Genomic DNA, 16,515 nt, shown 5'->3' with positions numbered 1-16,515 from the left:
CAAATAGCTTAATTTAGGCAAATTATATGAATAGATTATATTAAATTCATCGAAAATGTCTCTATTTTATTAATATTTTTGATAGAATAAAGGCCATGAAAACCTACACATTTGAGTATACGGATTTATCGCAGCAACAGTGGTTGGATGAGATAAAAAATGAACAGAATATTTTAGTTCAAATCTTTTGCGGTGATGGAAAAGAGATACTCCAAGAAGCCTCGGCACAAATTAAAAAAAGACTTCCTTTCAGTGTCGTTATCGGTACGACCACGGACGGGGAAATCAACAATAGCGATATTTTAACCCATTCAACGATCATCGCAGTCTCTACCTTTAGCAAAACAGAAATTACCAGCGCATCGGTGAATGGAAAAGATTGTTTTCAAAACGGAGTCGATCTTGCAAAAAAGCTTATTAAACCCAACACAAAACTGCTGATCCTCTTTACCGACGGTACTACCAGCAACGGTGAAGTGTTTTTAAAAGGGATTGAATCCGTTAACGATACCGTCATGGTCTGCGGGGGAATGGCTGGAGACAATGGTCAATTTGTTCAGACCTATATTTGTGAAAACGAAACGGTTCTTGCACAAGGTGCTGTCGGTGTTGCTTTGCATTCGGATAAGCTAAGTGTCTACAACAATTATAAATTTGACTGGTCTCCCATCGGAATTGAGCATACGATTGATGAAATCAGAGAAAATCGGGTGTATAAGATTTCCGGTATGCCGGCCGTCGATTTTTACAAAAAATATTTAGGGGAAGAGGTCGCAAAGGCGCTCCCGAAAACAGGGATTGAATTTCCATTGATTGTGGATAAAAACGGTTTGAAAGTCGCACGCGCCGTTATTGCCAAGCATAATGACGGCAGTATGAGTTTTGCCGGGAATCTCAATGTCGGAGATAAGGTACGGCTGGGATTCGGAAACGCAGAACTGATTATCCAGCAATCGTTTGACAACACGTATCAGGCACCCTGTAAAAATATGCAAACCTATTTTGTCTATTCGTGTATGGCGCGCAGAAGGTATATGCCCAGTCTGATTAATATAGAAATGGAGCCTTTTGTTAAGAACGCACCGACAGTAGGATTCTTCAGCTATGCCGAGTTTTATCATCATGAAGGGCACAATGAACTGCTCAACCAAACCTTCACTGTCGTCGGCTTATGCGAATCCGATTGCATAGAGTGCTCTGCCCTTGAAAATAAGCCAAAAACGATCCCTTTGGAAAATGACGACTATGCCATAACCGTCGGTGCATTGGCTCATCTCATATCACAATCAGCGGACGACTATGAACAGCAGAAAAAGAAGTTGGAAGAGGAACAGCTCTATTCTCAGAGTTTATTAAAATCTCAAGATCTGTTTATCAAATACGCAGTACATGAAACCAATACTCCGCTGAGTATTATCATGTGCAATGTTGAACTTTACGAAGCGGAATACGGTAAAAATCCATACCTGTGTAACATCGAAGCGGCGATGAAAAATGTCTGTACCATATACGATGATTTGTCGTATTTGCTCATTAACAAGACGATCGAATATACGAAGCATACGATTGATTTAGTGGATTATGTAAGAAGCCGGATTGAGTTTTTTAATATTGTGGCCAAAAAATCGAATGTCAGTTTTGTTTTTACGAGTCCTGAAAAAGAGTTCATCATTTATTTTAATGAATCTCAGCTGCAACGGATCATCGATAACAATCTGACCAATGCCATCAAATATACGAAAGAGAATGAGCCAATTTACGTTGTGATTGAACATGATCAAAGTACGTGTAAAGTTACGTTTAAAAGCAAATCTTCGGAGATAGCAAATCCTCATAAGATATTCGAGCAATTTTACCGAGAAAGTTCTCAGCAAGAAGGATTTGGATTGGGGCTAAATCTCGTAAAAGAGATTTGTAATAATGAGAATGTCGCTTTTGAATTGCATTCCACGCAAGAAGAGACTTCATTTACCTATGAATTTAAGGAGGCATACCTTTGAAGATTTTATTAGTCGAAGACGATATTATGCTGGGCGAAGCCATATCGAAATACATACAGGCCACAGGGCATGTTGTGGAGTTGGTTAAAGACGGGACACAAGGATTGGAGAAGATTCATAACAGTAATTTTGATTTGCTGCTTCTGGATATCAATGTCCCCGGTATGGATGGGTTAACTCTTTTAGAGACTACCCATAATGAGAAAATACAGATTCCTACGATTTTTATCTCAGCGCTAATCGATATTGAAGATATATCAAGAGCTTTTAATTTAGGTTGTTATGATTATTTGAAAAAACCGTTTCATCTGAAAGAATTAAGTCTTAGAATCGATAAAATATTACAATCCAGACAAGTTCCGCAAGCGCATAAAAGGCTCTCTAAATCGTATAGTTTTGACAGTGAAACGATGACGCTGCTGTTTAACAACGAACCCCAGATTCTGCCGAAAAGACAACTTCAAATCATAGAGCTTTTGTCTCAGCATAGAAGCAGAATCGTGACGTATGACATGTTTAGAGACTATGTTTGGAATGATGATATGATCGATAATGCCACAATAAGGGCAGAGTTAAACCGAATCAAAAATGTTTTGAAAGAAGATATGATTATCAATATTCGATCAATAGGCTATATGGTTGAACGACCTAAATGATTAAGGTGAATAATCCCGCGCAGGCGGGTATCCATTCATCCATTTAAGATGTCTAATGTTTTTTCATACACTTGAAGCTTATTGAGCTCATTATTGAGTTGTTGCGTTAAAAGTGACTGAGATCGAAGTTCGTCGGAAATACTTAGGCTTTTATCTGAGAGAACTTCCATTTCGTTAGAGAGTACTAAACTTTTTGATGACATAGTCGTAAGCCCTGTGCTCACATTTTTCATCGTTTCACTAATTCCTTCAACAGCCTGAATAATCGTGTTAACGGATATGTTGGTTTCGGAGAGACTCTTTTGAGTTCGTTCGGCCAGTTTACGTACTTCATCTGCAACCACTGCAAATCCACGGCCGTGTTCTCCTGCACGGGCAGCTTCAATCGCGGCATTCAGAGCAAGAAGGTTTGTTTGGTCTGCTATATCGGATATAACACTGAGAACCGCACGTATTTCACGAACATTATTCGTAAGATTTTCTACATCCGAAGAGAGATTTGCATTATCTACACTGCTTTTTTCCATATGAATGGAAAAAACTGAAAATTGATCTTGTACCGTTGAGAGTTGTTTTCCAATAGTATCAATCGAATCAACAGCATGATTGATGGTATCTCCAATGGTTTCAATAACAGGCATGCTCTCTTTCATCTGACTCAACATAGCCTTGTTGATGTTATCGATCATATTCTGACGATTAATTTTTCGTAGGAGAAAATAGCTTTTAAATCCGGCATATTTTTGAACAAAACTATCGATATATTCATCATGGAAAGGTTCATTGCCGATCCGGTAGAAAAAGATCGCGGTTAGTGTTTGATTAATATTAACACCTAGAAGTTCACCGAATGTCGAAAAGCCTGCTACCGGAATGTCTTGAAATGAACGAAGGCTATTGAGTTCATTTGTATTAAATAAGCGACGTAAAATACAGTCGTTGAAAATGGCCCCTATAGCTTTGGGCTTTTTATAGCTGAATTCCGAATAATGTTCTGAAGTGGTTCGAACGAAGTCTGTTTTTTCCAACAGTATCAGTTCTTCACCCGCTTCGATATCGCAGTAAAAATGGATGACACCGGCAGTTCTATCAATTGAAGCAATCGATCGAACATAAATTTCACCGTCTATTTCTATCCCGAAAGTATAATTTGCCAGTTTCACATCAAGCTGTTGTGGAGAGCAACCGAAATGAGTGGATAATGCTTCGATGACATTGATTTGCGCATTGGTTTTGGTATCTATAAAAGCAGAAACAATCCGTTTAATCGGATCAGCGGCTAATACCGTAAACTTTACGGCCGATTTTTTGAAGTTTTGACTTTTGAAAATCCCAAATCGATAGCCCGGTGTGAATTTAATAAATGTGATGACGGCATGGTGTCTTAATACACGTGTACCGTCAAAAATATAGGTGTTTTCAAAGTCAAGTTTTCCGCCCGAACTTCCGCCGACGAGCAGACAAGGGAATTTACCAACATTATAAACGGCTTCCATCAAGAAACTTTCACTGGCAGAAAGGCCATCAATCAGTGTGTAGCCAAGCGTATCTTCATGGTTCATTTTAAAGGGTACGTGAATTTGTCGAAGCTCGTTGGAAATAGCTGAAACTCGGGTCGCGGCATTTTTGGAACTTGACCCGATATCTTCGCTTTTTAGTGGAACAGAAGCGACATAAACATCGCTAATCATCTCTTTGGCAAACAACATTAATACAATATTATCACCCGTTCCTACATTCGATTGGGAGTAGAGATTGGTGATAGGATCGGATTTGTCAAAACTGCACAGTTCTCCGGCTGTTGTTGAGAGAATCAAGGTCGTATCGGGTGGAAGTGTTTGTTTTAATAGAGAAGATATCGTGGAAAAATTAAGTGCCGAAGAGACGAAACCGATAACCACTTTCGGTGTAATTTCAAGACGATCAAGTTTTCCGTTCTTAATATCGTTTTCTCGCAAGGTGATCGAAATCATCCCCTTCTCACCTCGAGCTGTCACATCTTTACGCGTATCCTTAGAGTTAAAAAGACCGAACATACTATTCCTTTAGAATCGACTAATATAACCATTTATTCATACTTATACCTAAGTGAAGTATATAAAATCAAAATAGCATCAAAATAGCTAAAACCCTTTGCTATTTTCAAGCTATAGAAGTAGTATAAAGTATGCTCAGAGAAAAAACTGCGGGTTAAGACTTCCGCCAAGTTTCTTCACAAAATTGAATCAAAGGAAAAAAAGTGGCATACGTAAAACCGACTTACAAATCTCAATATGAGAACTTTATTGCTGGAGAGTGGGTAGCTCCACAAAGTGGCGAGTATTTTGATAATATCTCTCCCGTTGACGGTGAAGTTTTAACAAAAATTCCAAGATCAAATGAAGCCGATGTCGAACTGGCAATTCAAGCCGCAAATAAAGCATTTCAGTCGTACAAACATACTTCCGTCGTAGAGCGAAGTATTATGCTCAATAAAGTTGCCGATGCAATCGAAGCCAATTTGGAAGCGTTAGCGATTGCAGAGACTTTGGATAACGGTAAAACGATTCGAGAAACTTTGTTCGCGGATATCCCTTTGGTTGTGGATCACTTCCGATATTTCGCGTCTGTGATCCGAGCCGAGTCGGGTACGGTGGCTGATATCGACGAAACGACGATTTCTCAAGAGATTTATGAGCCGTACGGTGTTGTCGCACAAATCATTCCTTGGAACTTTCCGTTATTGATGGCGGCATGGAAATTGGCTCCGGCATTGGCGGCAGGTAACTGTATCGTTATGAAACCGGCTTCCGCTACCCCTATGTCCATTCTATTGTTGATGGAAGCGATCCAAGATGTCCTTCCAAAAGGGGTCGTCAATATTATCAACGGTGCCGGCGGAAAAATCGGTAAATATCTATCAACGCATCCGGATGTTAAAAAAGTCGGGTTTACCGGTGAAACGACTACAGGTCAGCTGATCATGCAGTATGCAACCGAGAATATCATCCCTACAACGTTGGAATTGGGCGGTAAATCTCCGAATATTTTCTTCGAATCAATTATGGCTGCCGATGATGAGTTCTTTGACAAAGCGATTGAAGGGTTGATTCTATTCGCGTTTAACTCCGGTGAAGTGTGTACGTGTCCTTCACGCGCATTGATCCAAGAATCGATCTACGAGCCGTTTATGAAGCGTGTTTTAGAGCGAATGGAAGCGATCAAATTAGGAAATCCTTTGGATGTCGCCAACATGATGGGGGCTCAATGCTCACTCAACCAAAAAGAGAAGATCCTCGAATACATCAAAATCGGTAAAGAAGAAGGGGCTGAGTGTCTCATCGGTGGAGAGGTGTATGAGTCTGCAACGTATCCGAACGGATTTTATATCCAACCGACCGTATTCAAAGGGCACAATAAAATGAGAATCTTCCAAGAAGAGATTTTCGGGCCTGTACTTGCCGTCACCACCTTTAAAGACGAAGCAGAAGCATTAGCCATTGCTAATGATACCATCTATGGATTGGGTTCAGGGGTATGGTCACGCGATGCGCATCAATTGCATAAAATCAGCCGAGGAATCGAAGCCGGCCGTGTTTGGGTGAACTGCTACCATATGTACCCATCACACGCATCATTCGGCGGATACAAAAAATCGGGCCTCGGCAGAGAGACGCACATGATGATGTTGAACTCGTACCGACACACGAAAAATATCTTAACGTCGTACAACAAAAGCGCTATGGGATTTTTTTAATCGATAGCAGAAAAATTCGAGCGGGATCAAAATTGTTTTGATCCTGCACAGAGGGTATAAAATGAACATAGAACGATTATCCGTTACACCCGAAGCCGCAGAAGTCATTGAAAAATTAAAACAAGAGAATGGTGAATTGGTTTTTAACCAAAGCGGCGGTTGCTGTGACGGAACAGCTCCGATGTGCTACAAGAAAGGTGATTTTTATGTCCCCAGCAGAAATGTAAAACTCGGTGAGATATGCGGATGCGAATTTTTTATCGACAAAGACCAATTTGAATATTTTAGACATTCTCAGATTACTATCGATGTCAAAGAGGAAAAAAGTGCTTTTGGAAACTCGTTTTCATTAGAGATCGATTTGGGGTATCAGTTTATCACGAAGTCGAGAATCTTTACCGATGAAGAGTATGCGATCATCGAGGGGAGACTATGAAAAATCAGATCGTATTCTCTCCCAATCCTCTTGGGTATCAACATCTTTTGATTCATTGTTACTCAGAGGAATATATTGATAGATATTTGTTTCCAGTAAGCTTTTAGCTCCCTTATCTCCTTTTAATTCTCGAAGTGCGGGAAAATAGTGTTTTGGAAAGACGGCGGGTACGCCTGATCTTTTATCGTAGTGTGATGCTATGATCAAATCCGGAAATTCTTTAGACGTTTCTATCAATTTTTTATAATGTATTCGCGGGATTAAGGGCTGGTCACAGAGCATGATCAAAACGCAATCGCACTCCTCCAATGTCGAAACACCACAGGCAATAGAACTTCCAAGCCCCTCTTCATAACGTGTATTAACGACTGTTTTTACAGGGAGATTGTTGATAGAGTCACTGCATTGTTCATGTTTATGTCCTAATACAACAGTGACATTGGGTGTAAATTCCAATGCCAGAACCGCAGCATGCCACAAAAGTGTATGCTCGTTCAGTTCTAATAGCTGTTTGGGCTCTCCTAGGCGACTTGACGTTCCTGCCGCCATAACAAGAATCTCAAGATGATGGTTAGTTAGCATGGATTGCTACCCTTTTTTTCTCTCTCAGTGACATCGGAGTAGATCGGTTTCGATGTGCTTCAATTTCAGCACAGATAGATAAGGCGATGGATTCAGGTGACTCTCCGCCTAAATCCAATCCGATGGGATTATGCAATCTCGGATCCATAAAAACACTCTCGCCAAATTGACTGAAAGAATCAATAATATTTTTCGTTCTCTTCTGCGGTCCCATAATACCGATATAGGAGACCTCTGAATCAAGCAATGCTTTTAAATAGACGGCATCGCTGTTAAAATTATGACTCATAACGACAGCCGCATCGAAATCTCGTTCTAAAATCTCATCTACCTCTTCGCAGTTATTTAACAAGTGTGTTTCATCGGCGGAATGTACATGGGTAAGATTTGACGTTCTTGTATCACAGATAGAGGTTTGCCACCCAAGCGTATTTGCCATGGAGAGTAACGGTTCACTTCCCGGTCCTGCTCCCAAAATCAATAATCGATAAGGGGAATTAATTTTTTGATAAATGAGTCGGAGGTGCGATTCTTCATCATAAAAGATCTCTTCTGTGCGCTCTTCGGATGAAAACCCGTAAAAACCCTTTTGCTCTGTGGAACGGATCAGGGTTTTCTTGGTTCTGTTTAAAGCATACTCCAGTGCGATACCGATCGCACCGTAGTTTTGAGTGTAATAAAACGGCTCCATCCATAGTTTGATCAGCCCGTTGCATCCAACCCCTTTACCCCAACTGTCCAATGTCTCATCTTTCATTCGCAAGTCATGGACGACATACTTGCCTTCGTGTTTTGAGAGGATTTCTTTGGCACAATGGACTATGTCCTCTTCAAAACAGCCTCCGCTGACGACACCGATGAATTCGCCGTCGGAATTTACCATCATAGTCGCACCGCTTTTACGATAAACGGAACCTTCCGTATCCAAGACATTGATACAGACGATATCTTTTTTATCGTTTTTAGATTGTTGTAGGAACTTGATAAAATCTTTGTGAGCAAACATGATATGCCTAACTTATTTTAATTGGCAGTGAATGGTATCGTTTTCCCGTCGCATCAAATATCGCATTGGCTACTGCCGGGAAGATAGGAGGAACTGCCGTCTCGCCTATACCGCCGATTTTTTCTCCTGAATTGACGATACTCACTTTGATCTCAGGAGCATCGGAAATTCTCGTCACCAGGTAATCATAAAAATTGCTTTGTTCCGCTTCACCGTTTTTGATCGTAATTTCACTGTATTTTGTCGCGGCAAGTCCGAAATTGATTCCGCTGATCATTTGGTTCTCAATATTAAGCGGATTGAGCGCAAAACCGCAATCGACACTGCACCATACGTTTTCAACTTTAAAATCATTTTTTGTAACTTTGACTTTTGCTACCTGTGCCACAATAGAGCCGAATGATTTGACGATTGAAACACCGTAACCGACATTTTTCTCTTTTTTACGATTTTTCCAATCGGAAATTCTTTGGACGTCTAATAATAATTTGATGCATCGTAAATCATCCAACATGCTGATTCGGTAGGCGATAGGATCGATTCCGGCTTTATGCGCCGCTTCGTCCACGATACCTTCCACGAGAGGAGCCGTTTGCGTATGTCCTACCGAACGCCACCATAATACGGGAATCGGAGAACTCGGTGAATGGGCCTGCATATCATGATTCATAATCGAATACGGATGATCGGTAAGTCCATCCCATTGCGCCCAATCCACTCCGTCTTTAAATAAAAATCCGAGTATCGTATCTTTGACAACCGGCTGTCCGACAACTTTGGCTTCAAAGGCAGTGATATCACCATATTTGTTCAGCGCGAGACGGGCTTTATTTTTATACATAGGACGATAGTTCCCCATGCGAATATCATCTTCTCTGGTCCAGAGCGTCATAATCGGCCACTCTTCGTCTTTTGCGGTGTAGACGGCATCTTTGATATAATCAGCGTTTGCCGCAGCTCTACGTCCAAATCCTCCACCCAAAAAGGTATTGTTATATTCCACATCCTCAGGCTTAAGACCCAATATATCTGCACAAACTTTTCGATAGACAGTTTGTACTTGTCCTCCGGTCCACATTTTTGCACTCTCCCCTGTATGGTGAATCGTACAATTTAACGGTTCCATCGGAGCATGGGCCAAAAATGGGAATTCATAATCTGCTGAGATGATGCTATGCGCTTCTTTGAACGCTTTTGCCGTATTGCCATCATGACGCATAGAAGCACCCGGCGTATTTAAAAGAGTATCATATTCTTTTCGTAAATCGTCGCTGCTGACATTAGCAAACTCCCCTTTGTCCCATACAACATGGATATGATTTAATGCCTCTTTTGCCTGGAACCAGTGTTCTGCGATAACGGCAATACCTGTCGGAATTTGTTTAATTTTTAAAATCCCGTCGCGTTTGAGTGCTTCTGAGGGATCAAAACTCACGATAGTGGCCCCGAAAACGGCCGGATGCAAAACGGCTGCATATTTGAGATTGTCCATTCTCACATCGATTCCGAATTCTGTTTGTCCTGTCACTTTTGCCCATGCTTCGCTCGGGTGTCTTCGGGTAGGTTTACCGATGAGTGAACAATCTTTCAGTGCTTTTAGCTCAGGATTCTCCGGAATGCTCATTGTTTTAATATCTGCGACCAACTCACCATAGGTGAACTTATCCCCTGTTTTTAGATTGATAACATGGGAGTTTTTGGTTTTGATATCTGAGAGAGCCGCATTCCATTTTTTTGCAGCCGCTTTTTTGAGCATTTCATTGACGGCAGCACCGACTTTACGCATTTCGAGCTGTTTGGTACTGATGGAAGTGGAACCTGCCGTCAGCATCCATGGCCCGAAGACAGAATTATAGACAGGGTCAATATCGGCTGCTTTGAATTGAACCGCGTCCCAAGCCGCATCCAACTCATCGGCGATACACATTGCAAGAGCTGTATACGTTCCCTGACCCATTTCAGCTTGACCCATCAAAAAGGTAATGGTGTTGTCTGGATCAATTTGAATAAAGGCATTAGGGCGCAACGTCTCTTTGGTTGCTTCATCGGCACGGGCTTTTACCGGTAAATAAAATCCGACGATAAAAGCGCTACTGACAATGGCGGTATTTTTAAGAAAAGTTCTTCGTGAGAGTCCCATGATTAAGCTCCTGCATTTATTTTTTTAATAGCGTTTTTGATACGGTTATAGGTACCGCATCGACAGATATTGCCATTCATCTCAGCTAAAATCTCTTCTTCGGTAGGATTGCTGTTCGCCTTTAGCAAACCTGTCGCATTCATGATTTGTCCTGATTGGCAATAACCGCATTGAGGAACATCTTCTTCAACCCAAGCCTCTTGTACTTTCTTCAGAAGAGGATCGGTTGTATTGGCAATCGTCATGATCTCTTTATCGCCGATCTCTTTTAAAAAGGTTGCACAGCTTCGGATCGCTTTTCCGTCTAATAAAACAGTACATGCCCCGCATTGAGCAGCGCCGCATCCATATTTGGTTCCGGTAAGGTTCAAATGGTCTCTAAGTACCCACAATAAAGGTGTTTCGTCATCAACAGTAACATCATAGGTTACACCGTCAATTTTTAATTTAGTGGTCATGGTTATCCTTTTTAAGCTTATCTGCGGGGAAGTATATAGAATCTAAATAGCGGTGAAATAGCGATAGTTATATAACTTATTAGAATGAAGAATTGTGCGCGGAGTTACGATAGGCAGCATAAAAGGCTATCGAATTATAGTTTTTACGATCAAATTTTGGCTTCAGCATCTGTCGGTAGGCTAGTCAAAGTGTCAATGGCTAAGAAAGGGTTTAAATCATGCTGTATGAGTTTCCTATGCCCACAAACTTCGGAATATTTGAGCCAACACCGGAGCGTAATACCACATCAGTTCAAATAGAGCAAATTGGACGACTAAAATAATCCAAAAGCGATAGCGGGATTTTTTTGTTTTATGGCGAAAGATCTTTTGACCGAATACGGCTCCGACGCTTCCGCCCATCAGTGCTAAATTCAGGAGTGTTTTTTCACGGACCCGTGGACGATTGGTACGGGCTAAATATTTGTCGTATCCGAAGACTAAAAACGTAAAAAGATTAAAGACCAGAAAGAGAAAAACGAATCCCTTCATCGTCCACCAAGACCTATTTTGGTAATACTAAAACGGGTTTTATTGTAAATGTATTTCATAAAACGAGTATAGCACAAGAGTGAATGAGTTTTTAACCCGCTTGACTACTAATACAAAATATACTTCTTTTTACTATTTACGAGGACCCCTTATGCTATTTTCACAACTCTCTCTTTCATCTCCCCTTCAGCGTGCGGTGAGCGAAAACGGCTACACTGAGCCTACTCCCATTCAGGAAAAAGTGATCCCTCTCGTCTTAGAGCACAAAGATGTACTTGCCCGTGCACAGACGGGAAGCGGTAAGAGTGCGAGTTTCGTATTACCGATCTTAGAGCTTTGGTCACAGACGCGCGGCGAGGGGAAAGGGAAAATTAAAGCCCTTGTTCTCACTCCGACACGGGAATTGACACTGCAGGTAGCGCAGACGTTCGAGAGTATGGGAAACTATCTTCCGACAAAACCGAAAGTGGTGAGTGTCATCGGAGGTGAGAGTATCGGCGATCAGCTCTACGCGATTCAACAGGGGTGCGACATTCTTGTCGCAACATCGGGGCGATTTCTCGACGTTTTGAAAAAAAAGCAGATGAATTTGTCGCATTTGGAGTTTTTTGTCCTCGATGAAGCGGACAAGATGCTCGACCTCGGATTCGCCGAAGAGTTAGAGCTAATTTTAGAATCGATCCCCGCGAAGCGTCAAAACCTCCTCTTCTCCGCGACCTATCCGCCGAAGATGGAAGCAATTGCCTCCAAAATCACTCAAACCCCGATCCATGTCACACTCGAAGCAGAGCTGCCGACGGTACAAAGCATCCATCAGCGCGTTATCGAGGTGAATCCTGAAAATCGGGGGCCGTTGCTTCGCCACCTCCTCGAAACCGAAAAATGGGAACAGGTGTTGGTCTTTATGGCGAACAAACGAGCCTCCGACAATATCGCCGCGAAATTTCGCAAATACGGCTTTTCGGCGGACTCGTTTAACGGCGATCTCCTCCAAGCCGATCGCACCTATGTGTTGGAGCAATTCAAAGCGAAAAAAATTCGTATCCTCTTTGCCACCGATATCGCCGCGCGCGGTTTGGATATCGATGATATCACCTGCGTTATTAATTTCGATCTTCCCCGCTCCCCCTCTGATTATATCCACCGTATCGGACGGACGGGTCGTGCGGGCAAATCGGGTCTCGCGATTTCGTTTATCGGATTCGCCGAGAGGGATCATTTTGCCTTGATCGAAAAACGCTCCTCCATTAAACTACCGCGTGAGCAGATCGAGGGGTTTGAACTCGTAGGGACTCCTCCGCCCAAAGTCAAAGGACCCGATCCGATCAAGGGGAAAGGGAAGAGTAAAAAAGACAAAGCCCGAGAACTCGCCGCCAAAAATGCAAAAGGTTCAGGAAACCAATGAACCCTTTGATTGATCTGCTCTCCCAAAAAACGGGACTCACTGCCAAAACCGTTACCAATATCCTGAAACTCCTCGAAGAGGGCTCCACGATCCCTTTTATCGCCCGTTACCGTAAAGAGATGACAGGGGGTGCTACCGATGAGCAGTTACGGGAATTTGAGAGCATTTACGGCTATTCGAAAAAACTGCTGGAGCGAAAAGAGGAGGTTTCCCGTCTCATCGCGGAGCGCTCCGAGTTGAATAACGACTTGCGTACACGGTTGAGCAACGCTGCAACGCTCCAAGAGGTCGAAGACATCTACCGCCCTTTTAAAGAGAAGAAAAACACCCGTGCCGGTGCCGCTATTGCGGCGGGATTGGAGCCATTGGCCGATCTGCTGGAACGTGCGCAGTTAGAGTTGGGAGAATTGTCGAAACGTGCGGAGAGTTTTGTCAAAGGCTCCGTCACAACGCGTGAGGATGCGATAAAAGGTGCGCAGGACATACTCGCGGAGCGCTACAGTGACGACCCAAGAGAGCGCGACCACTGGCGACGTCAGATACTGGATTATTCCTCGTTTGAGATCAAAGCCACTAAAGGGATGAGTGAGGAGGGACTATTTGCCAAGCTCGCAGGAAAGAGCGAAAAGATAGCTTCCATCCCTTCTCACCGTTATCTCGCGATTATGCGAGGGGTGAGCGAAAAAGAGCTGAACGTCAAGATTACCCTCGATATGGATCGGGTGGAGAATACGATTAAAAATTATCGTATTCCACGCAGTGCCAAAAGTTCGCAGAGTCTGCTGTTGGCGAGTTATATTGACGGCTTCAAACGGCTACTCTTTCCCTCATTGGAGCGGGAAGTGCACGCGATGATTAAAGAGAAATCGGATATCCAAGCGATCAATACATTCGGCAAAAACCTCTCCCAGCTTCTGGGTTCACCACCGGTGACGAAACGTGCCATTTTGGGAGCTGATCCCGCCTATCGGACGGGGTGTAAACTCGCCGTAGTGGATGAGAATGGTATGTACTTGGATCATGCGGTGATCTATCCTACCCCGCCGCAAAGTGACTATGAGAAGAGTGCAAAGGTCGTGAAACAACTTACAGCGCGCTATGGGATCAATGCCGTTGCTATCGGTAACGGAACGGCGTCGCGGGAAACGCAGGAGTTTTTCGCGAGGCTAAACCGCGATGAGGGACTCAACCTCTCTTATACCGTCGTCTCCGAAGCGGGGGCATCGGTCTACTCCGCCTCCAAAATCGCCCAAGAGGAGTATCCGCAGCTCGATGTCACGATACGCGGAGCGATCTCGATTGCTCAGCGACTTCGCGATCCGATGGCGGCATTGGTGAAGATCGATCCCAAATCGCTAGGGGTGGGGCAATATCAGCACGACGTCGATCAAAAGCTACTGGAGAAGAAGCTCGGCAGTGTCACCGAAGATTTGGTCAACCGCATCGGCGTCGACCCCAACAGCGCTTCGGTATCACTCCTCTCCTACGTTGCGGGAGTGGGGGCAAAAGTTGCTCGCGCAATCGTGGAACACCGCGAAAAGAGCGGGGCGTTCAAAGCCAAGCAGGAGCTTCTCAAAGTTAAAGGGCTGGGGGCAAAAGCCTACGAGCAATGTGCGGGGTTCTTTCGGATACGAGACGGTAATAGTGTATTGGACAACACGGGGGTTCACCCTGAGAGCTATGCGGCGGCGAATACCCTTTTAAAACGGCATGATCTCCCATCGATCACCAAAGATCAAATTCCTCGAATTGCGCAAGAGTTGGGAGTAGGGGAAGCAACACTTAGTGACATTATCGCGGAGTTACGTAAACCGGGATTTGACCCCCGTGAGAGCTTGCCGCCGATTATGTTTCGCTCCGATCTCACCGACATCAAAGAGCTTCGAGAGGGGTCTATCGTCTCGGGCGTCGTGCGCAACATTGCCGATTTCGGAGCATTCGTCGATATCGGACTCAAAAACGACGGATTGATCCATATCTCCCAGATGTCGGAAAAGCGAATATCCCATCCGCTCGAAGTGCTCAGTGTCAATCAACAACTCACTTCTATCCGTGTTGTCGAGGTGGATATTGCCAAAGGGAAAGTGGGATTAAGTTTACGATAGATTTTCATTTAATTTGTTTTTTAATGTATCTTTTAATGTGTACAGAACTAGAATAACAAGAAGCAGAGATTGACTGAAATGTGCGGTTGCTTCTCTGCAAAATCACTCGTAAAGGATTTGTTATGTTGTTAACACGATTTGATCCGTTTAAAGAGTTGCGTTCGTTGGAAAAACGCATAGGTGAAGCATTCTCATCCGATTTAACAAAAGATGTGTTTTCGAGCTTCACTCCATCTGTCAACACGCGAGAAGGGGAGTTTGCCTACCACATCGACGTCGATCTTCCGGGTGTCAAAAAAGAGGACATCAGTGTGAAAGTCGAAAATGGTGTTTTGACTCTCAAAGGGGAGAGAAAGAGCAAAAAAGAGGTCAAAAAAGAGGACTATTATCAGTGCGAAAGCAGTTTTGGGAGTTTTACCCGTAGCTTTACTTTGCCCTCAAATGTGGATGCTGAAAATGTACATGCCGAAAATAAAGACGGTGTGTTAGAGATCACTTTACCGAAAAAAGAGTCCAAGGGCGAGTCGGTAAAACAGATCAAAGTGAAATAGCCGTGTCATCGATCGCGTGGCTCTCACACAAACTTGACGATGGACGAATCGCATGTGAAGCGTGCAATCAGCATTGCAAACTTTCCGAAGGTGAGTACGGTATCTGCGGTATCCGTAAAGTTGAAAACGGTGAACTCTACCTCCTCACGTATGGCCTTGCGGCCGCCGTCAATATTGATCCGATCGAAAAAAAACCGATGTTTCATTTTTTACCGGGGACAAGCGTCTTTTCGTTCGGAACGGTGGGGTGCAATTTTTCGTGCAAATTTTGTCAGAATGCCGATATTTCCCAATATCCGAAAGAGCATCGTCACGAAATTTTCGGACGTCCCCTTTCCCCTAAAGCAGCTGTCGATTTTGCGTTGGAACACGAGTGCCAAAGCATCGCCTACACCTATAACGAGCCGGTTGTTTTTTTCGAATATACTTACGATACCGCAAAACTTGCTCACGAAGCGGGATTGAAAAATATCTATGTGACCAGCGGGTATGAGACTCACAAAGCAATCGATACGATAGCACCTTTTTTGGACGGGATGAATATCGATATAAAAGGGTACACGCAATCGTTTTACAAAGATATCTGCGGCGGATCGCTCAAACCTGTTTTGGATACGGTCGAATATGCCCATAAAAAAGGGATATGGATCGAAACGACGACCCTTCTGATCCCGGGGCTGAACGACTCGGATGAAGAGATACGTGCTATCGCTCAGTTTCAGGCTTCTCTTGATCCCTCTATGCCATGGCATATCAGCGGATTTCATCCAATGTATAAGATGATGGATACCCCCCGTACCCCTTCCTCAACCCTTCGCCGTGCTTACGAGATCGGTAAAGAGGCTGGATTAAAATACGTTTATGTCGGTAATATCGATGATGAGGCACGTGAATCGACCTATTGTCCTT

At 43.4% G+C, this 16,515-nt stretch carries 14 protein-coding genes; 8 read left to right on the top strand and 6 right to left on the bottom strand.

The window, feature by feature from the left end; all coding sequences use genetic code 11:
- The first annotated feature begins 95 nt into the window (after positions 1 to 95).
- A complete protein-coding gene (locus tag A3G19_RS11535; protein WP_294873015.1) occupies positions 96 to 2,000 on the top strand; it encodes an FIST N-terminal domain-containing protein in 1,905 nt (634 codons plus the stop codon).
- On the top strand, positions 1,997 to 2,656 hold the full coding sequence (locus tag A3G19_RS11530) for a response regulator transcription factor (protein ID WP_015653480.1): 660 nt from the start codon (positions 1,997 to 1,999) through the stop codon (positions 2,654 to 2,656). Before A3G19_RS11535 ends, A3G19_RS11530 begins: the two co-directional genes overlap by 4 nt.
- Positions 2,657 to 2,691: 35 nt before the next feature.
- On the opposite strand, the gene A3G19_RS11525 is transcribed toward A3G19_RS11530, so the two are convergent.
- Positions 2,692 to 4,692 (bottom strand): methyl-accepting chemotaxis protein, encoded by a 2,001-nt coding sequence (locus A3G19_RS11525; RefSeq protein WP_294873013.1) that lies wholly within the window; start codon positions 4,690 to 4,692, stop codon positions 2,692 to 2,694.
- Positions 4,693 to 4,895: 203 nt separating this feature from the next.
- Between A3G19_RS11525 and A3G19_RS11520 the strand changes: the two genes are divergently transcribed.
- A complete protein-coding gene (locus tag A3G19_RS11520; RefSeq protein ID WP_015653482.1) occupies positions 4,896 to 6,392 on the top strand; it encodes an aldehyde dehydrogenase family protein in 1,497 nt (498 codons plus the stop codon).
- A 61-nt stretch (positions 6,393 to 6,453) separates the two neighbouring features.
- On the top strand, positions 6,454 to 6,828 hold the full coding sequence (locus A3G19_RS11515; RefSeq protein WP_294873012.1) for a DUF779 domain-containing protein: 375 nt from the start codon (positions 6,454 to 6,456) through the stop codon (positions 6,826 to 6,828).
- On the opposite strand, the gene A3G19_RS11510 is transcribed toward A3G19_RS11515, so the two are convergent.
- The 5 genes from A3G19_RS11510 to A3G19_RS11490 form a co-directional block, all read right to left on the bottom strand.
- Positions 6,823 to 7,410 (bottom strand): nucleotidyltransferase family protein, encoded by a 588-nt coding sequence (locus tag A3G19_RS11510; RefSeq protein ID WP_294873010.1) that lies wholly within the window; start codon positions 7,408 to 7,410, stop codon positions 6,823 to 6,825. The two genes, A3G19_RS11515 and A3G19_RS11510, sit on opposite strands and share 6 nt — an antisense overlap.
- Positions 7,400 to 8,416: an XdhC/CoxI family protein gene (locus tag A3G19_RS11505; protein ID WP_015653485.1), complete on the bottom strand. Its 1,017-nt coding sequence runs from the start codon at positions 8,414 to 8,416 to the stop codon at positions 7,400 to 7,402. Before A3G19_RS11505 ends, A3G19_RS11510 begins: the two co-directional genes overlap by 11 nt.
- A 7-nt stretch (positions 8,417 to 8,423) precedes the next feature.
- On the bottom strand, positions 8,424 to 10,556 hold the full coding sequence (locus A3G19_RS11500) for a molybdopterin cofactor-binding domain-containing protein (RefSeq protein WP_294873009.1): 2,133 nt from the start codon (positions 10,554 to 10,556) through the stop codon (positions 8,424 to 8,426).
- Positions 10,557 to 10,558: 2 nt separating this feature from the next.
- Positions 10,559 to 11,014, bottom strand: a complete 456-nt coding sequence (locus tag A3G19_RS11495) for a (2Fe-2S)-binding protein (protein ID WP_015653487.1) — start codon at positions 11,012 to 11,014, stop codon at positions 10,559 to 10,561.
- Positions 11,015 to 11,248: 234 nt separating this feature from the next.
- Positions 11,249 to 11,545, bottom strand: coding sequence for a DUF1294 domain-containing protein (locus tag A3G19_RS11490; RefSeq protein WP_015653488.1), 297 nt, complete (start codon positions 11,543 to 11,545; stop codon positions 11,249 to 11,251).
- A 151-nt stretch (positions 11,546 to 11,696) separates the two neighbouring features.
- On the opposite strand from A3G19_RS11490, the gene A3G19_RS11485 reads away from it, so the two are divergent.
- The 4 genes from A3G19_RS11485 to amrS form a co-directional block, all read left to right on the top strand.
- The gene (locus A3G19_RS11485) at positions 11,697 to 12,950 is read left to right on the top strand and encodes a DEAD/DEAH box helicase (RefSeq protein WP_294873005.1); all 1,254 of its coding nucleotides are present in this window, start codon (positions 11,697 to 11,699) and stop codon (positions 12,948 to 12,950) included.
- A complete protein-coding gene (locus A3G19_RS11480; RefSeq protein WP_294873002.1) occupies positions 12,947 to 15,055 on the top strand; it encodes a Tex family protein in 2,109 nt (702 codons plus the stop codon). The genes A3G19_RS11485 and A3G19_RS11480 overlap by 4 nt, the downstream gene beginning before the upstream one ends.
- A 122-nt stretch (positions 15,056 to 15,177) precedes the next feature.
- Entirely contained in the window at positions 15,178 to 15,606 is a 429-nt protein-coding gene (locus A3G19_RS11475; RefSeq protein ID WP_294872999.1) for an Hsp20/alpha crystallin family protein, read from the top strand.
- A gap of 2 nt (positions 15,607 to 15,608) precedes the next feature.
- The coding region (amrS, locus tag A3G19_RS11470; protein WP_294872997.1) for an AmmeMemoRadiSam system radical SAM enzyme at positions 15,609 to 16,515 on the top strand (907 nt) is incomplete at its 3' end.

The organism is Sulfuricurvum sp. RIFCSPLOWO2_12_FULL_43_24 (genome assembly GCF_001829605.1).
GTDB lineage: Bacteria > Campylobacterota > Campylobacteria > Campylobacterales > Sulfurimonadaceae > Sulfuricurvum.
This window is presented reverse-complemented; position numbering and strand designations above follow the sequence as displayed.